We start from the raw sequence: 15,147 nt of genomic DNA, 5'->3' as shown, positions 1-15,147 counted from the left end.
TTTTCAATACTGACAAGCATCTGGTCTCGGCAGCATCTTGCTACCAGTTCTGCTTTTCTAAGCCAGTTGCCAGCCCTCAATAACCAAGCGTTTGAACCATAAAAATCGGCTAAAGGTAATAGTCAGGGGGATTTCGGGAAGCTCGCGCGGTACATAAACCATAATGCCTTGTATTTCTTCCAAGGAGTAATTTTGCGGGTCATGCGGTTGTCCCAGGCGTACAGCCGGGCTTTCTCTCAAATCAATTCAGCAGGAGATAACCTGAAAAAGTTCGAGGTATACAGGCTTGCTGCGCGATTTGATATATTCCAGAGCCTCATCAGCTATTGTCAGTAATGCCAAAATAAGACCTCCTTATTAATACTTTTCCCAATTTATTCGGTATATAAAAGGAATATCCTGCCGGTTAAGCCTACCGTAATTACTTGAATTTTGGTAAAATATATTATAATTGAGCCGAGCATTGAGGTCATAAAAAAGGAGCTGTTAGACAGTGAAGCCAAAAGTGTTTGTTTCGGGACTCATTCCCCGGATTGCGGCCGAAATGTTGTCTGAACATTTCGAAGTAACAATGCATAATGAACTTCGCCTCCTTAGCAAGCAGGAAATTATTGACGGCCTGGCAGGAAAAGAGGCATTGCTTTGCCTGCTCTCAGATAATATTGATGCGGATGTCATTCAATCCAACCCCAATTTAAAAATTATCGCCAACTATGGTGCTGGTTTTAACAATATTGACGTAGCTGCCGCTTCTGCCCGCAAAATTCCGGTAACCAATACGCCGAAAGTTTCAACAGACGCTACTGCTGATTTGACCTGGGGGCTTATTCTGGCAATTGCCCGTCGTATTGTGGAAGGAGATAAGACAACCAGGTCCGGGGAATTTACCGGCTGGGCGCCGCTTTATCATCTCGGGGTGGAAGTAACGGGCAAGACTCTGGGGATTGTTGGGATGGGTAATATTGGTAAGGCAGTGGCCAAACGGGCAAAAGGCTTTGACATGAAGATTATATATTATACCCGTACCCGTTTGCAGCCTGAAGCAGAACAAGAAATGGGACTTACTTATATGCCGCTTGAAGAGGTAATCAAACAGGCCGATTTCCTAACCTTCCACCAGAGTTACACACCGGCTATGAAGCATATGATCGGCCCCAAGGAACTGGCCAGTATGAAACCCACGGCGTTCTTGATTAATGCTGCCCGTGGCCCGCTGATTGATGAAGCGGCTCTTTTTGCTGCGCTTAAAAACAGGACAATTGCCGGTGCCGCCTTAGATGTATACGAATATGAGCCTAAAGTAACAACCGGTCTGGAGATGCTCGATAACGTAATTTTAGCACCGCACCTTGGCAATGCGACAGTAGAAACCAGAAACGCTATGGCTGAGATCGCCGCTGATAATATCATTGCCGTTCTCACCGGCAATAAGCCATTGGCCTGTGTAAATCCCCATATTTACGGGTAATAGTTCAATTGCTGCGGTGACCGCCGCAGACTTATTTTATGTCTGTGGCGGTTTGGCTTTTGTTTGTGACATAATGTCAAAGAAGCGAATATTATACAATGTAATGCTTTAGACGTGTTGCCATAGGGGGAATGCCATGTTTAACCAGACTGAAGAAATGAACAGCCTCCTGGACTTAATGAGGGTGCAAAATCGTTATATTCATGAACTGAGCAAATTAATATACTCTGCCGCTTCGGATATGTCTTTGGCTAATAACCGCGAATTTACCGAATTTGTTACCCATTTTGCCGAGTTTACCCGTTATCATTATAATAGTGAAGGGTACAGTCAAGCCACGCAATTGATACAGGCGTATAACTATATATTATTAGAACAATTGCTCGACAGTCAGGTTTTGGCAGCGGCTGAGCAAATGGAACTATCAATCGGGCATCTGGAGATGACTGTACGTGAGACACAATTCAGGCTTCACCCGCAGATGATATTATTAAACCACGGTATTTTACTCATGGAAGAAACACAATTGAAAATCATTGAAAAGCTGGAAACACTATTAGCGAATTCTCATCCCGCGCCCCAATTGCAGAACTAAAAAATAATGGATATACAGACAGGAATTTTGCTAATTATATGGAATTTATATAAAGACATAATGCCCGGAGGGGACATTATGTCTTTATATTGTAGCAATTCCGCCGTAGTTCGGCGGGATGACCGGATCCGCACAGTTAACGCGTATTTATAAGCTTATTTGTTTGCCAATACGCTGTAGAGATGCTATTATGCAAAAAGGAGCTTTTGGGGGATAAAAGTTTCGCACAGGGAATGACATTTAGTCAAAAAGCAGGATATACATAGGCTGGTTGACGAAACCTAAGTTGTTAGCGCTTGTTCTCTTAAGCTGTGGCTTCAAAACAGGTATAGAGAAGCTAGCCTTTACATATGTTGCGGGTGATTTTTTTGCGGAAAACCTTCAAATACTGAAGGAGAACTGAACGAGGTGCAAAAGTGGATATTAATTATGTTAGTAAACTACTGACAGACTTTAAAACCGGCAACTTAACTCTTGACGAAGCCGTGGACAAGCTGAAAATATTGCCATACGAGGAATTGGAATTCGCTAAGCTGGATCATCACCGTTTGCTCCGGCAGGGATTCGCCGAGGTCGTTTTCTGTCAGGGGAAAACGGTTGAGCAGGTGCTGGCTATTGTAAATAAACTGGCTGAATACAACCGCAGCATTCTGGCAACCAGAGCGACTAAAGAGATGTATGAAGCTGTCAAAGCAGTTGTTCCTGATGCCATCTACCATGAACTGCCCAAATTAATTGTGGTTGAACGTCAAAAACCGGCTATTGATCCCAAACGGTTTATTTTGATTCTCAGCGCCGGTACCAGCGATATTCCTGTAGCTGAGGAAGCTGCTATTACTGCTGAAATTATGGGTAATGAAGTAAGAAGGGTATATGATGTCGGCGTGGCCGGCATCCACCGTTTGCTTGACCAACACCAGTTGATTGAGCAGGCTAACGTGCTTGTTGTTGCGGCCGGCATGGAAGGTGCTTTGGCCAGTGTTGTCGGCGGCATGGTGGCAAAACCGGTTATTGCTGTGCCAACAAGTATTGGTTACGGGGCGAACTTTGGCGGGCTGGCTGCTCTGCTCAGTATGTTAAACAGTTGTGCGGCAGGTGTCGCTGTAGTAAATATAGATAACGGTTTTGGCGCCGGCCGGCTGGCCAGCATCATAAATCATATGAGGTGATTGTTATGAAATATAACGCAATTTATCTTGATTGTTTTGCCGGAATTAGCGGAAATATGTTACTGGGTGCTTTGCTTGACGCGGGCGCGCCAGCGGAGTTTTTAAGAGCCGAGCTGGCAAAACTACCGGTAACAGACTATGAGGTTAATATAAAAAGAGTGGAGAAGGGCGGAATAAGCGCCTGTTACCTTGATGTTGCGGTTGATGAGGCTGCTCACTCTCACCGGACTCTGGCTGATATCATTTCAATTATTGACAACTCTGAATTGAAGGCAGCTGTCAAAACGACCGCCAAAGAGATATTTACTCGCTTGGCTGCGGCTGAAGCCAAAGTTCATGGTGTAGAACCTGAAACCGTACATTTTCATGAAGTCGGCGCCGTTGACTCTATTGTGGATATTGTCGGTATAGCCTGGGCCCTTGACTATTTGGGAATTGAACATATATATGCATCGCGGCTCCATGTCGGGAATGGTTTTGTGGAATGTTGTCACGGCCTTATGCCTGTGCCGGCGCCAGCAACTGCCGAACTCTTACATGGCATCCCGCACTATCAGGGAGATATCAAAAAAGAGCTGGTAACCCCAACCGGAGCCGCTGTTTTGGCTACACTCGCTAAAGGCTTCGGTCTGATGCCTGACCAGTTTGTGAGTTCTCAAATAGCTTATGGGGCCGGAACCTGGGATCTGGATATCCCCAATGTTGTACGGCTGTATCTGGGAATTATGCATGTGCCGCCTGTTACGGAACAACCAGGCGAAAGTGATGAGGCGACGCAGTGTCTGGTTGTTGAAACAAATATTGATGATCAAAGTCCTGAGCTCTACGGATATGTTATGGATAAATTGTTTGCCGCCGGTGCACTTGATGTTTGGGTAACACCAATTCAGATGAAGAAAAACCGGCCTGCAGCAAAACTATCTGTGCTAATTACGGAGGATTGCCGGGAAAAAATCGCAGCTATAATTTTAAACGAAACAACTGCTATTGGTATGCGTTTCTATCCGGTGACGCGAACCACAGCTAGCCGGGAATTCATTATTATTGGTTTGCCCTGGGGTGATGTTAAAGTAAAAATCAGTTCTTACCAGGGAAAAATATGCAATGTAGCGCCTGAATATGAAGATTGCCGCAGAATTGCCGAGGAAGCAGGGGTACCGTTAAAGGTAGTCCAGCATGTTGCCTTAAAAGAAGCCATGTCGTTTTGTTAGAGGGTGTTTATGGATAAATTAGGTGAGCGGGTAGCTGGCTTAGCTGGGCAATTTGCCCAGGCAGGTTTGAAGATCGAAGCAGATAAGCCTATCAATTATGGTCGGCAGCTAAAAGTGGCTGACAGTCTCTCAACTGTCACTGTCAATATATACAGTGGCAAAAAGGGCATTAGTATTGTGGTGGGCGGCTCACAGTCGCCCTTAAAAACATCTGTGGAAGCTATTATTCACGGTCAAGCGCCGTCAGTTCCTCAATCAGGCAATGTAAAGACAACTGACAAAAGACCGCCAGGCTTTGAGTCAGTGCCTGACTTTGATAATAAGTGGATTGGACTTGATGAGTCGGGTAAAGGGGACTTTTTTGGTCCTTTGGTAGTGGCAGCTGTCATGGTGGATGAACAGACAGCCGACCTGCTGGCAGCGATCGGTGTGAAAGACAGCAAAGCATTGTCAGATGAAAAAAACCGGGCGCTGGCAGAGCGTATCCGGGAGGAGTGTCCGGGGCGGTATGTTGAGCTAACATGGCTGCCGGCTGATTATAATGCAATGTACAGCAAGTATAACAATGCCGGCAGAAATCTTAATCATTTACTGGCACAGTCTCATGCCCGGGCGCTGGAAAAACTGCTTGCGCAAGAACCGGCCAGCTTCGCCATTGCCGACCAATTTGCGCATGAAAGTCTTATTGAAGCAGAACTTATGGAAAGAGGTCAAAAAATTACGTTGGTACAAATGCATCGGGCTGAACGCAATGTTGCAGTAGCAGCTGCCTCTATCCTGGCGCGTGACGGATTTTTGACCGGTATGACTGAACTTTCCCGACAGTTTGCTATGGAGTTTCCTAAAGGGGCGGCTCATGTAATCGGTGTTGCCAGGGAATTTGCCGCTCAATATGGAAAAGACGCGTTAAGGCATGTTTGTAAGCTTCATTTTAGGACTTTTGAACAGATATAACTAATTTGGTAGTTATTTAGCAGGAAAAAAGGAAAACATGTAAAATAATATTGTTAATATTGTAACTTTTTCCGCTGATCGCATAAATCATATAATGAAGTCTTTACAGGAGGGAATATATTGACTGCAAGGTATCGTATCATACCGTATTCTATTAGCGAGGTAAAGCCTGGGATGGAAATAGGGAGAATGGTACTAACGCAGGATGATAAGGTAATTTTAAGCGAAGGTACAATTCTCACGGAAAGTATGATAGAAGGCTTAAGGTTTTGGGAGATTCACAGCGTTTTTATCAAGGAACTGTCACCGTCAGCGGAGCCGGCCCTCGATTTTTCTATACCTGAGACTCCCCTGCAGAAAAAGTTTTATGCAGAATATGATAAAACGGTAAGTAATCTTAAAGCATACTTTGATAAAATGAGGTTTTTTAAAGACGTCCCGCTGGCAATGCTGCGAGAATTGGCAAATAGTTCGGTTGAACCCTTAATTAATGCCAACGGCGTGCTTAATCATATCCATATGGTACGGCGGCAGGACGATTATACCTTTCATCATTCAGTCAATGTTGCCATTATTAGCGGGGTGCTTGGTAAATGGCTTGGCTACACCGGGACGAAATTAAGAGATTTAATACTGGCAGGCTTACTGCATGACATTGGCAAGACGCAAATTCCACTGGATATTTTGAATAAACCCGGTAAACTAACTGAAGATGAGATGGAAGTTATGCGCCTGCACACAACCCGGGGATATCAATTGATTCGTGATGTACCAGGTATTCCCCGCGGGGTTGTCTACGGTGTTTTCCAGCACCATGAACGTTTTGACGGCAGCGGGTATCCACTGGGCGTACAAGGTGATAAAATTCATGAATATGCAAAAATCATTGCTGTTGCCGATATTTATGATGCCATGACATCGGATCGGGTTTATCACCGCAAAGTTTCGCCCTTTACTGTAGTTGAGATGCTTGTTGAAGAAATGTTTAACAAGCTTGACCCGGAGATTGGCAGCGTGTTTTTGAATAATGTACGTGACTATTTTGTTGGCAATATTGTGGAATTAAGTGACGGCCGGCAGGCAGAAGTAATTTACTTAGGCCAGTTTATGGCTTCAAGACCGATTATTGTCACGGAGAACAACGAATATATTGATTTGGAGCGTCGTAAGAGCCTGAGCATCACTAAAATTGTAAAGGCCTAAATATAAGATTAGATAAAGGGGAGCGCCTATGAGTAAAAAGGCAGTTGTGTTGTTGTCCGGTGGCCTGGACTCTACTGTGTGTATGGCTATAGCCAAGAGCGAGGGATATGAACTGCTGCCGATCAGCTTTAATTACCACCAGCGGCATAGCAGAGAACTGGCTGCTGCTGCCGGCGTAGCTAAGCACTACAATGTCGGCCATCATCTGATTATTGAGACAAACATGGAAGCTATCGGCGGCAGTGCTCTGACCGATCCGCAACTGGCTGTGCCGGCGGGACAAGCTGATGCTGCTAACATTCCCATCACGTATGTGCCGGCCCGGAACTTAATTTTTTTAAGTTATGCCCTCGGGTATGCTGAGGTGAGCGGAGCCGATAAGGTTTATATTGGCGTTAATGCCCTGGATTACTCCGGCTATCCCGACTGCCGCCCGGAGTTTATTGCCCTGTTTCAGCAACTGGCTAATTACGCAACCAAAGCGACCGCTGCGGATGGACGTAAGATTTGTATTGAAACGCCCCTGATCAGTTTAACCAAAAAAGATATCGTGTTATTAGGCGCTAAACTTGCTGCGCCGCTTCAGCTGACGACAAGCTGTTATCAAGGCCGGGATGCAGCTTGCGGACAATGTGACAGCTGTCTTTTGCGTCTTAAGGGATTTGCTGAGGCAGGACTGACTGATCCGATTTTGTATCATACTAGGAGTGAATAATATGACGCAAATGACTCAAAGACGCAATAATATTAAAGATGTTCAAAGCAGCTGTGACGAACGCGGGATTGCTATTCAAAAAGTTGGCGTAAGTGACGTGCACCTGCCGTTTTTAATAAAAACGAAAAGCGGTTCGTTTCAATCCGTTTTGGCTAAAATTAAGCTGACTGTTGATTTGCCCCAGGAGTTCAAAGGAACGCATATGAGCCGGTTTATCGAAATTCTTAGTGACTGGAGCCAAAAACCGGTATCATATCGGGAAATTGAAAATATGTTAACAGACACAATAGACCGGCTGCAGGCAAAACGGGCGCATATTGATATTCATTTTAAGTATTTTATAGAAAAGACAGCGCCTGTAAGCGGTTTAACCAGTATGCTTGATTATGACTGTGTATTCTCGGCCCGGCTTGTTCGGGGAGAACACCTGGATTTCATGTTTGGCATCACCGTACCATTTACTTCCCTGTGTCCATGCAGCAAAGAGATATCCCAGTACGGCGCGCACAATCAGCGAGGCATCATGCGGGCAAAGATTAGGCAACAGCCGGGAAGATTTATTTGGATTGAAGATTTGGCCGAGATGATGGAGCGGCAGGGAAGCTGTCAGGTTTATCCCTTGCTAAAACGTGAGGATGAAAAATACGTTACTGAGCATGCATATGAGAATCCTAAATTTGTTGAGGATGTGCTGCGGGATTTGGTATTAGTTTTACGCAAAATAGATGGTGTGCAGTGGTTTGAAGTTGAATGCGAGAATTACGAATCCATCCATAATCACAGTGCATATGCCGCACATGTTGAAACCGTGGAACGATAAAGAAGACGCGGTTTGCTCTCGGCCTTTGGCTGAAAGCCAAAGCTGATGCTATTCTTATCCAGCGAAAGTCATACTTTCTGTCAGGATAAAGAAAACATGGTTTGCACAAGGCCTGTGGGCGCAAGCAAAAGCCGATGTTGCCCTTATCCTAGCAGAAAGTTGTACTTTCCAGCACAGGAAAATATAAACGGCGCCGGATTACTCTGCTGAGTCCGGCGCCGCCCATGTTTTAGTTGTTATTCGGCGCTATAGTCGCCATTAGCGTCATATTTGGCGGTTAAAGTTTGATTGGCCATTCCGGTTTTGGAGCTGGTCGCAGCAGAAGTGCTGCCGGCTTGCGACTGCTTGGCCAGCTTGCTTAATTCGCTCATATTAGCCGATGCGCCGGAGGTAGCCGACGAAGTGGCTGAGGTGCCGGAAGTAGCGGCAGTTCCGGAAGTCCCGGAAGTCCCGGAAGTAGCCGATGTTCCGGTGGTTTGGCTGGAATAATCGTTATTAGCATCCAGCTTAGCAGTCAGGGTACCGTATTCATTTTTGCTTTCTGCTTGTTTGCTTTGTTTGGATTGTGTCATAGCAATTACCTCCCTGATTTTTATTTGACCATATGGCCAATATTAGTATCAGAAATCACCTATCAAGTCATACCAGGGATTTTTTGCCCCCATATAAAAAAATTTTGAGGTAATTATGAAATACCTAATCATTAATGCCGACGATTTTGGGTTGCACGAAAATATTAACATTGGAATTATTGCCGGACATACTAAGGGGTGCATAACAAGCACGTCGATAATGCCTGGTGCGCCTGCTTTTGAGCATGCGGCAGCTCTGGCAGCGAACCACCCCCGGCTAGGCGTAGGGGTTCACCTTACACTGGTTGGCGGAGTACCGGTTTCTGAGCCTGAGAAGGTTTCCTCATTGCTTAACCGGGACGGGCTATTGTGTGCCAGTTATCCGGCTTTTTTAAAGAAATATTGTCTGGCTGGAATTCGTCTTACCGAAGTTCGTCAGGAACTCGCCGCGCAGGTGAAAAGGGTGGTGTCCGCTGGGATCCGGATTACTCATCTGGACAGTCACCAGCATATGCATATTGTACCGGGAGTACTTGAGGCTGTGCTCGACATTGCCAAAGAATTTGACATACCAGCAATGAGAATTCCGGCCGAGCCGCTACTGTTTTTTGGCGGTTTCCGGCCAACGGCTGACAGAGTAATCGGCCGCTCCGGCCTTAGCCTTTTAGCTCGTTTGGCGCGAAATAAAGCTAAGCAGGCTGGTTTACTGGCGCCTGAACATTTTTTCGGCATGTTGGCCGGCGGCAACATGGCAGAAGGGCTGCTGCTTAAAATAATTGATAATCTGCCAGAAGGGCTATCCGAAATAATGGTTCATCCTGGAATGAATGATGTTGTTTTAAATACTGCATTTTCCTGGGGTTATCATTGGCAGCAGGAATTGGCAGCATTAACAAGTCCCTTAGTGGCTGAGCGGCTGAAACAACATCAGATTAAGCTTGTATCGTTTGCCAATATACACAAGAAGTAAAGGAATGGTTGCGGTGAAAGTATTAGTGACCGGCGGTGCTGGTTTTATCGGATCGCACACGGTTGACAAAATGGTGGCAAGAGGGTGGACTGTAGTAGTCCTGGATAACCTCAGCACGGGTTTGCGTGCAAATGTCAGTGACAAAGCCCGTTTGATAGAAATGGATATAGTAGACAGTCAATTGTCGGAGCTGTTTCAGCAGGAACAGTTTGATTATGTTCTACATTTAGCCGCTCAGACGGCGGTACCCTATTCAATCGATCATCCTGATATTGATTGTCAGGTAAATTTACTTGGCTTGGTTAATGTACTGGAGGCATGTCGGAAAACCGGCGTAAAGCGGGTTGTTTTTTCGTCCAGCGCAGCCGTGTACGGGGATGCGGATGAACTTCCCATTGCAGAACATTCACGGCTTCAGCCCGGGTCCTTTTACGGACTTACTAAGTGTACCGGTGAAAAGTATCTTGCGCTGTACAGTCAAATTCACGGGTTGGATTACATTGTTTTGCGGTATGCCAATGTATACGGTGAACGGCAGGGGAACAGCGGGGAGGGCGGAGTAGTTAGTATCTTTACCCGTAAAATTGCACAGCAACTGCCTATTAGCATTTTTGGCGACGGAGGTCAAACACGGGATTTTATTTATGTTGGTGATGTAGCCGAGGCAAATTGCTTAGCAGTTCTTGCGCCAGAGGCGGCGGTAAACAACGTATATAACATCAGCACACAAACACAGACTAGTGTTAATGATTTGGTTGCCGTATTAGCCGCCGCCGCCGGTAGGCAAGTCACGGCAAATAACTTGCCGGCCAGGGAAGGGGATATTTATCACTCCATGTTATCAAACCGGGCGGCGGCAAGCTTAAATTGGACTCCGCTGATGCCATTGCAGGCAGGATTACAGCGAACTTATCGCTCTTTAAACACAACAACATAATTGGAGGTTAGTTATGCTAAAGCGGCTAGACGGCAGGTTTTGGCTTGTGGCAATTATTGCTGCAATAATTTTGTTTATAAATTTGGGCACCATTCCTTTACTTGATCCGGATGAGCCGGTCTATGCCGAAACTCCCAAAGAAATGATACACTTCAATGAGTTTTTGTCTCCCCGTATATATGGTGAGTATTGGTACGACAAGCCCCCGATGTATTACTGGCTGGTAACCGCTGCATTTAAAGTTTTTGGCGTAAATGAATTTTCGGCCCGGTTTCCTTCCGCTTTCCTGGGACTAGCCGGCGTCACGGCACTGTACCTGCATGGTTGCCGATTATTCAGTAAACGTGCGGCCATGGCAGCCGCATTAGTTCTGGCAACAAGCATTGAGTATTTTTATCTTGGTAAGGCGGCAGTAACCGATATCACACTGACTTTTTGCCTGACGCTTGCTTTACTGGGGTTTATCAACAGACAATACTACCTAATGTACATTTTTACAGGCTTGGCTACTGTAACCAAGGGGCCGGTAGGGTTTCTCTTTCCGGGGGCCATAATCTTTTTATACTTAGCTTTTACCAATCGCTGGTATTTGCTGAGAGAAATGAAGCTGCCCACCGGTTTGCCGTTATTTGCAATTGTTGCTTTACCGTGGTATTTGTATATGTACATGGTTCATGGCAATGCCTTTATAGAAACGTTTCTTGGTTTTCACAACATAACTCGGTTTACATCGCCGGAGCATCCTGAACTGGTTGTTTGGTACTATTTTATTCCGGTGCTGGTACTAGGCTTTTTTCCGTGGACGGCGATACTTATTCAGTCGGTATGGGCTTCACTTTTTAAAAGCCAGCAAAAAGACAGCAGCAATCTGCTATATTTGAATATCTGGGCCGCTTTTATTTTTGTATTTTTTTCCATATCGCAGACTAAGCTGGTATCTTATATCTTGCCGATGTACCCGCCGTTAGCGCTCATTGCCGGCTGGTATATCGACCGGATTTGGGCTTCCGGCAAACAGAACAAAGCGTGGGCTGTAATTTTTGCTGTTTTATCAGGTGCGCTTCTCGCCGGTATGTATACCGGCGCAAAGACTATGCCTGCGTTAACTGACGGAATCGTCTTATTGGCTGGCTTGGTCGGTATTATGGTTATATGCACGCTGGTGTTTTTGTGGCGGCGACAAGTTGGCAGCGTGTTCTGGAGCCAGGTACTTGGTATGGCGCTCTTTTCCGTGGTCCTTGTCAGTCAGCTATTTCCAGCGGCAGCGCCTTATTTTACTGCAAAATATATCGCGCAGGAATTTACCAAAAACTACGATGGCGCATCACCTGTTTTTATTATTAAATTTCTTCATCCCGGATTTACTTACTATACTGATATTTACGGGATTGAGGTGAAGCCTGAGGATTTGAATTCAGCAGTTAAGGTGTCGGGTAAAGCCTATTTCATTATTCAGCAGGCGGATTACCAGCTGCTTGCTGAAACCGATAAAAACAAATTCAGGGTGGTGGCTGAGTCTGCCGATAAATTGATTTTAATAAAAGACTAGAGTTGTATAAGCCATTCCTAAACATAAATGGGGTGTATTTCTAGCACTGGGTATTCAATCGCAAAAAAAATGAGCCGGCGTATAACCGGACTTTTACAAAAGAAAAGCGAGACTGCTTACCGGACATTCGCGAAACGCTGTTTACGTGCGCATCGCCAAGAATGATTGCAGTCTCGCTTGTTTATTTTTTAGCAGATGTTCTCAGCCAGAATATCTGCCACATGCTTGATTTTTACCTTTGGCAGTTGCTTATCAAGGCCGCCCTGAATCTGCATCATGCAGGCCGGGCAGGCAACCGCGACGACTTCAGCATCACTGTCTTTGATATTAGTAATTTTTTGTTTGAGAATTGGCATCGACAGTTCGGAATATTTAACGCCGAAAGCGCCAGCCATGCCACAGCATTTGTCGCAATCTTTCATTTCCACCAGCTCATAGCCTTTGGCAGCCTCCAGCAGCTGACGCGGTTCAGTGTAAATGCCAAGCCCGCGTTTCATATGGCAGGAGTCGTGGTAAGTAACTTTGGTTGTTCCGGTTGTTTTTGCTAAACGGCCGGCTTTTTGATACTCTTTGGCAACAAAGCTCGTAAACTCGCAGACTTTATGACCGAGTTTTTCCGCACGGACTTTCCAGTCCGGTTCGTCGGCAAACAATTCCACATATGTTTGGTGCCAGGTCTCGGCACAGGTAGGACAGGCTGAGAGAATGGCATCCGCCTGGGCAGCTTCAAACACTTCGATATTTTTCTTGGCGATACGCTTGGCTGTTTCCCGGTCACCCATTCCCAGCACCGGTTTGCCGCAGCAGCTTTGCTCTTCAGGAAAAACAACTTCCATATTGAGATCGTGCAGTACTTTATAAACGGATTCGCCGGTTTCCGGGAAAATAAAGTCAATGTTGCAGCCGCTGAAGAAAGCAATCCTTTTGGCAGGGTTGCCTATTTTTTTGGTGACTTTGGCTACACGGTCCCGGAAGGGCACATCTGCCACCGCCGGCAGGCTGCGGTCTTTAGCCATTCCTGCCAGAAACAGGGGCAGGTGCCGGATTACGCGGCCGGACTGAAAGGGCTTCTGACCAATGGCGGCCAAACGCAGCAGGGTATGAAACACTTTTCGGTTTGCCAGCACAGTTTCAAATACAGCCTTGACGCCAAAGGGGAGACCATGTTCTTTCACAGCTCTGGCCCGGAGTTCTTCGATAAGATGTGGAATATCAATTTTTCCCGGACAGATCTCCACACATTTGCGACAGCCAATACACAATTCATTAATTTTTTCAAAATCGCCCATACTATTTAAGAATGCCGTTAAGATAGCCCCGATCCCGCCGGCGTAAATATGACCGTATACATGGCCGCCAACTATGGTATATACCGGACATACGTTCAGGCATGATGCACAGCGGACACACTGGTATATTTCTTTAAATTTATCGTCATGTGCGGCTTTGAGGCGTCCGTTATCAAATAGAATGATATGCAGTTCTTTATCTTGCTCAACCCATTTGCCATCTTGCTTCACCATAACCGGAGTTGCTCCTGAGGTCATGGTCATGTAACTGGTCATAAGCTGGCCGGTTGCATTTCGCGGCAAAGTGCGCAGGATGGGAGCAGCGTCTTTTATTGTAGGAATAAGCTTCTCATAGCCAATAATGACAACATGGACGCGCGGCAGGGTAGTGACCAAACGGGCATTGCCTTCGTTGGTTACTAAGCCAATGGCTCCGTTTTCCGCTATGCCGAAATTTGCACCGGATATACCCATATCGGCCTGCAGAAATTCGGTTCGGAGTGCTTTACGGGCTGCCTGGACCATGAAAGGTATATCGGTGGGAATGTCCTGTTTAAGCTCCTTGGAAAAGTAATCTGCAATTTGCTCACGGTTAAGATGAATAGCCGGCATTACCATATGGGACGGCTTATGGCCGGCCAGAGAGATAATCCATTCTCCCAGGTCTGTTTCTTTAACGTGCAGACCGGCTGCCTCCAAATCATGGTTGAGATGAATCTCTTCTGACGCCATGGATTTGGATTTAACAATTCGCTGCACGCCTTTTTCTTTGCAGAGATTGATGAGGTATTCTTTGAGCGCCTTGCCGTCTTTGGCGCGGAATACTTTTGCACCTCGTTTTGCGGCTTCAGACTCAAATTTGTCGGCAAGGCTTTCAATATCGGCGACTGCGCTTATTTTCATTTGTCGGACTTGTTCCCGCAAGGCATCGATATCCGGAACATTTTCGTAAGCTTTGGCTCTGGCTACAGGATAGGCTTCGGCAAAACGGCCTAATGCTCCGCGTAGTATTTCGTCATTTAACTTTTCTTGAATTTCGTTTTTGATATTGCGATTATTAGCCTCCATTATTTGCCACCTCCGTTAACTTCTTCATCAACGGCAATAATGATAAGCCGGCTGGGGCCATGTACGCCGATTGTTAAGACTCGTTCGATATCAGCAGTACGGCTGGGACCGGTTATAAAGCTGATATAACCATGATCATACACCTGGGAGATAACTTCCATGGCTTCTGACACACCCTGCACAACATTACTGCTGCTCATAAACGCAACATGGACAGGCGGCAGCATGGAAACAAGGCGGCTTTCAAAAGCCAAAGCGTCCTGACAGATGCTGCCTGATTCGGCAATGCCAAATTCGACAGCCGAGATGCCAATGTCGGCACTTTCGGCGTGTTCGGCAATATCGGCCTGCTCAGTATACAGGGTAACTCCCAGCTCGGTTAAAGCTGCGTTAATACCTGCGGCCCGCTGCAAGGGGCTGTCGGCAGCGACCACTTTGCGGGCGTTGGTATATTTAACAAGATTAGTGATTACTTCTTTGGCTTCAGCGGCTGTTTTGACACGGAACACTTCGGCTGCAGCGTTTTTAGCTCTGGTTTCGAAGTCAGAGAAAAAATCGGCGCTGCAGGAACAGGCCGCCAATGCCGGCTGCCAGTTCTCACTTACTTTTTTCAACATCGTCACTCCC

The 15,147-nt window shown here is 46.1% G+C and carries 15 protein-coding genes; 11 read left to right on the top strand and 4 right to left on the bottom strand.

What is annotated here, in order from left to right:
• Positions 1-57 precede the first annotated feature (57 nt).
• The gene (locus tag SATMO3_RS19420; RefSeq protein ID WP_371371383.1) at positions 58-240 is read right to left on the bottom strand and encodes a CC/Se motif family (seleno)protein; all 183 of its coding nucleotides are present in this window, start codon (positions 238-240) and stop codon (positions 58-60) included.
• A 253-nt stretch (positions 241-493) separates the two neighbouring features.
• On the opposite strand from SATMO3_RS19420, the gene SATMO3_RS19415 reads away from it, so the two are divergent.
• The 8 genes from SATMO3_RS19415 (at position 494) to folE2 (ending at position 8,135) form a co-directional block, all read left to right on the top strand.
• On the top strand, positions 494-1,468 hold the full coding sequence (locus SATMO3_RS19415) for a 2-hydroxyacid dehydrogenase family protein (RefSeq protein WP_371371382.1): 975 nt from the start codon (positions 494-496) through the stop codon (positions 1,466-1,468).
• A 136-nt stretch (positions 1,469-1,604) separates the two neighbouring features.
• Positions 1,605-2,063 (top strand): hypothetical protein, encoded by a 459-nt coding sequence (locus tag SATMO3_RS19410; protein ID WP_371371381.1) that lies wholly within the window; start codon positions 1,605-1,607, stop codon positions 2,061-2,063.
• 416 nt (positions 2,064-2,479) lie between these two features.
• Complete coding sequence (gene larB, locus SATMO3_RS19405) at positions 2,480-3,232, top strand: nickel pincer cofactor biosynthesis protein LarB (protein WP_371371380.1); 753 nt, start codon at positions 2,480-2,482, stop codon at positions 3,230-3,232.
• Positions 3,233-3,237: 5 nt separating this feature from the next.
• Positions 3,238-4,443, top strand: coding sequence for a nickel pincer cofactor biosynthesis protein LarC (gene larC / locus SATMO3_RS19400; RefSeq protein ID WP_371371379.1), 1,206 nt, complete (start codon positions 3,238-3,240; stop codon positions 4,441-4,443).
• A 9-nt stretch (positions 4,444-4,452) separates the two neighbouring features.
• Complete coding sequence (gene rnhC / locus SATMO3_RS19395) at positions 4,453-5,397, top strand: ribonuclease HIII (RefSeq protein ID WP_371371378.1); 945 nt, start codon at positions 4,453-4,455, stop codon at positions 5,395-5,397.
• Between the two features lie 120 nt (positions 5,398-5,517).
• Positions 5,518-6,600: an HD-GYP domain-containing protein gene (locus SATMO3_RS19390; RefSeq protein ID WP_371371377.1), complete on the top strand. Its 1,083-nt coding sequence runs from the start codon at positions 5,518-5,520 to the stop codon at positions 6,598-6,600.
• Between the two features lie 28 nt (positions 6,601-6,628).
• Positions 6,629-7,315, top strand: a complete 687-nt coding sequence (gene queC, locus SATMO3_RS19385; protein WP_371371376.1) for a 7-cyano-7-deazaguanine synthase QueC — start codon at positions 6,629-6,631, stop codon at positions 7,313-7,315.
• A gap of 31 nt (positions 7,316-7,346) precedes the next feature.
• The gene (gene folE2, locus SATMO3_RS19380; RefSeq protein WP_371381759.1) at positions 7,347-8,135 is read left to right on the top strand and encodes a GTP cyclohydrolase FolE2; all 789 of its coding nucleotides are present in this window, start codon (positions 7,347-7,349) and stop codon (positions 8,133-8,135) included.
• Between the two features lie 236 nt (positions 8,136-8,371).
• On the opposite strand, the gene SATMO3_RS19375 is transcribed toward folE2, so the two are convergent.
• Complete coding sequence (locus tag SATMO3_RS19375) at positions 8,372-8,707, bottom strand: hypothetical protein (RefSeq protein ID WP_371371375.1); 336 nt, start codon at positions 8,705-8,707, stop codon at positions 8,372-8,374.
• A 115-nt stretch (positions 8,708-8,822) separates the two neighbouring features.
• Here SATMO3_RS19375 and SATMO3_RS19370 point away from each other — a divergent pair, with 115 nt between their 5' ends.
• The 3 genes from SATMO3_RS19370 to SATMO3_RS19360 are packed head-to-tail and all read left to right on the top strand — an operon-like array spanning position 8,823 to position 12,163.
• Positions 8,823-9,677, top strand: coding sequence for a ChbG/HpnK family deacetylase (locus SATMO3_RS19370; RefSeq protein WP_371371374.1), 855 nt, complete (start codon positions 8,823-8,825; stop codon positions 9,675-9,677).
• A gap of 13 nt (positions 9,678-9,690) precedes the next feature.
• A complete protein-coding gene (locus tag SATMO3_RS19365; RefSeq protein ID WP_371371373.1) occupies positions 9,691-10,614 on the top strand; it encodes an NAD-dependent epimerase/dehydratase family protein in 924 nt (307 codons plus the stop codon).
• A gap of 13 nt (positions 10,615-10,627) precedes the next feature.
• Positions 10,628-12,163: an ArnT family glycosyltransferase gene (locus SATMO3_RS19360; protein ID WP_371371372.1), complete on the top strand. Its 1,536-nt coding sequence runs from the start codon at positions 10,628-10,630 to the stop codon at positions 12,161-12,163.
• Positions 12,164-12,351: 188 nt separating this feature from the next.
• On the opposite strand, the gene ldhH is transcribed toward SATMO3_RS19360, so the two are convergent.
• Positions 12,352-14,520, bottom strand: coding sequence for an L-lactate dehydrogenase (quinone) large subunit LdhH (ldhH, locus tag SATMO3_RS19355; protein ID WP_371371371.1), 2,169 nt, complete (start codon positions 14,518-14,520; stop codon positions 12,352-12,354).
• The gene (locus SATMO3_RS19350) at positions 14,520-15,137 is read right to left on the bottom strand and encodes a lactate utilization protein C (RefSeq protein WP_371371370.1); all 618 of its coding nucleotides are present in this window, start codon (positions 15,135-15,137) and stop codon (positions 14,520-14,522) included. Before SATMO3_RS19350 ends, ldhH begins: the two co-directional genes overlap by 1 nt.
• Positions 15,138-15,147 lie beyond the last annotated feature (10 nt).

The sequence above is a fragment of the Sporomusa aerivorans genome (genome assembly GCF_041428895.1).
In the GTDB taxonomy this organism is placed as follows: Bacteria; Bacillota; Negativicutes; order Sporomusales; family Sporomusaceae; genus Sporomusa; species Sporomusa aerivorans.
Note: the sequence above shows the minus strand (reverse complement) of the source record. Positions and strands in the feature narration are given on the sequence as shown.

Coding starts and splice junctions, on each gene's coding strand:
- SATMO3_RS19410 (WP_371371381.1), top strand. CDS start 1,605: ATGTTTAACCAGACTGAAGAAATGAACAGCCTCCTGGACTTAATGAGG.
- larC (WP_371371379.1), top strand. CDS start 3,238: ATGAAATATAACGCAATTTATCTTGATTGTTTTGCCGGAATTAGCGGA.
- rnhC (WP_371371378.1), top strand. CDS start 4,453: ATGGATAAATTAGGTGAGCGGGTAGCTGGCTTAGCTGGGCAATTTGCC.
- queC (WP_371371376.1), top strand. CDS start 6,629: ATGAGTAAAAAGGCAGTTGTGTTGTTGTCCGGTGGCCTGGACTCTACT.
- SATMO3_RS19375 (WP_371371375.1), bottom strand. CDS start 8,707: ATGACACAATCCAAACAAAGCAAACAAGCAGAAAGCAAAAATGAATAC.
- SATMO3_RS19370 (WP_371371374.1), top strand. CDS start 8,823: ATGAAATACCTAATCATTAATGCCGACGATTTTGGGTTGCACGAAAAT.
- SATMO3_RS19360 (WP_371371372.1), top strand. CDS start 10,628: ATGCTAAAGCGGCTAGACGGCAGGTTTTGGCTTGTGGCAATTATTGCT.
- ldhH (WP_371371371.1), bottom strand. CDS start 14,520: ATGGAGGCTAATAATCGCAATATCAAAAACGAAATTCAAGAAAAGTTA.
- SATMO3_RS19350 (WP_371371370.1), bottom strand. CDS start 15,137: ATGTTGAAAAAAGTAAGTGAGAACTGGCAGCCGGCATTGGCGGCCTGT.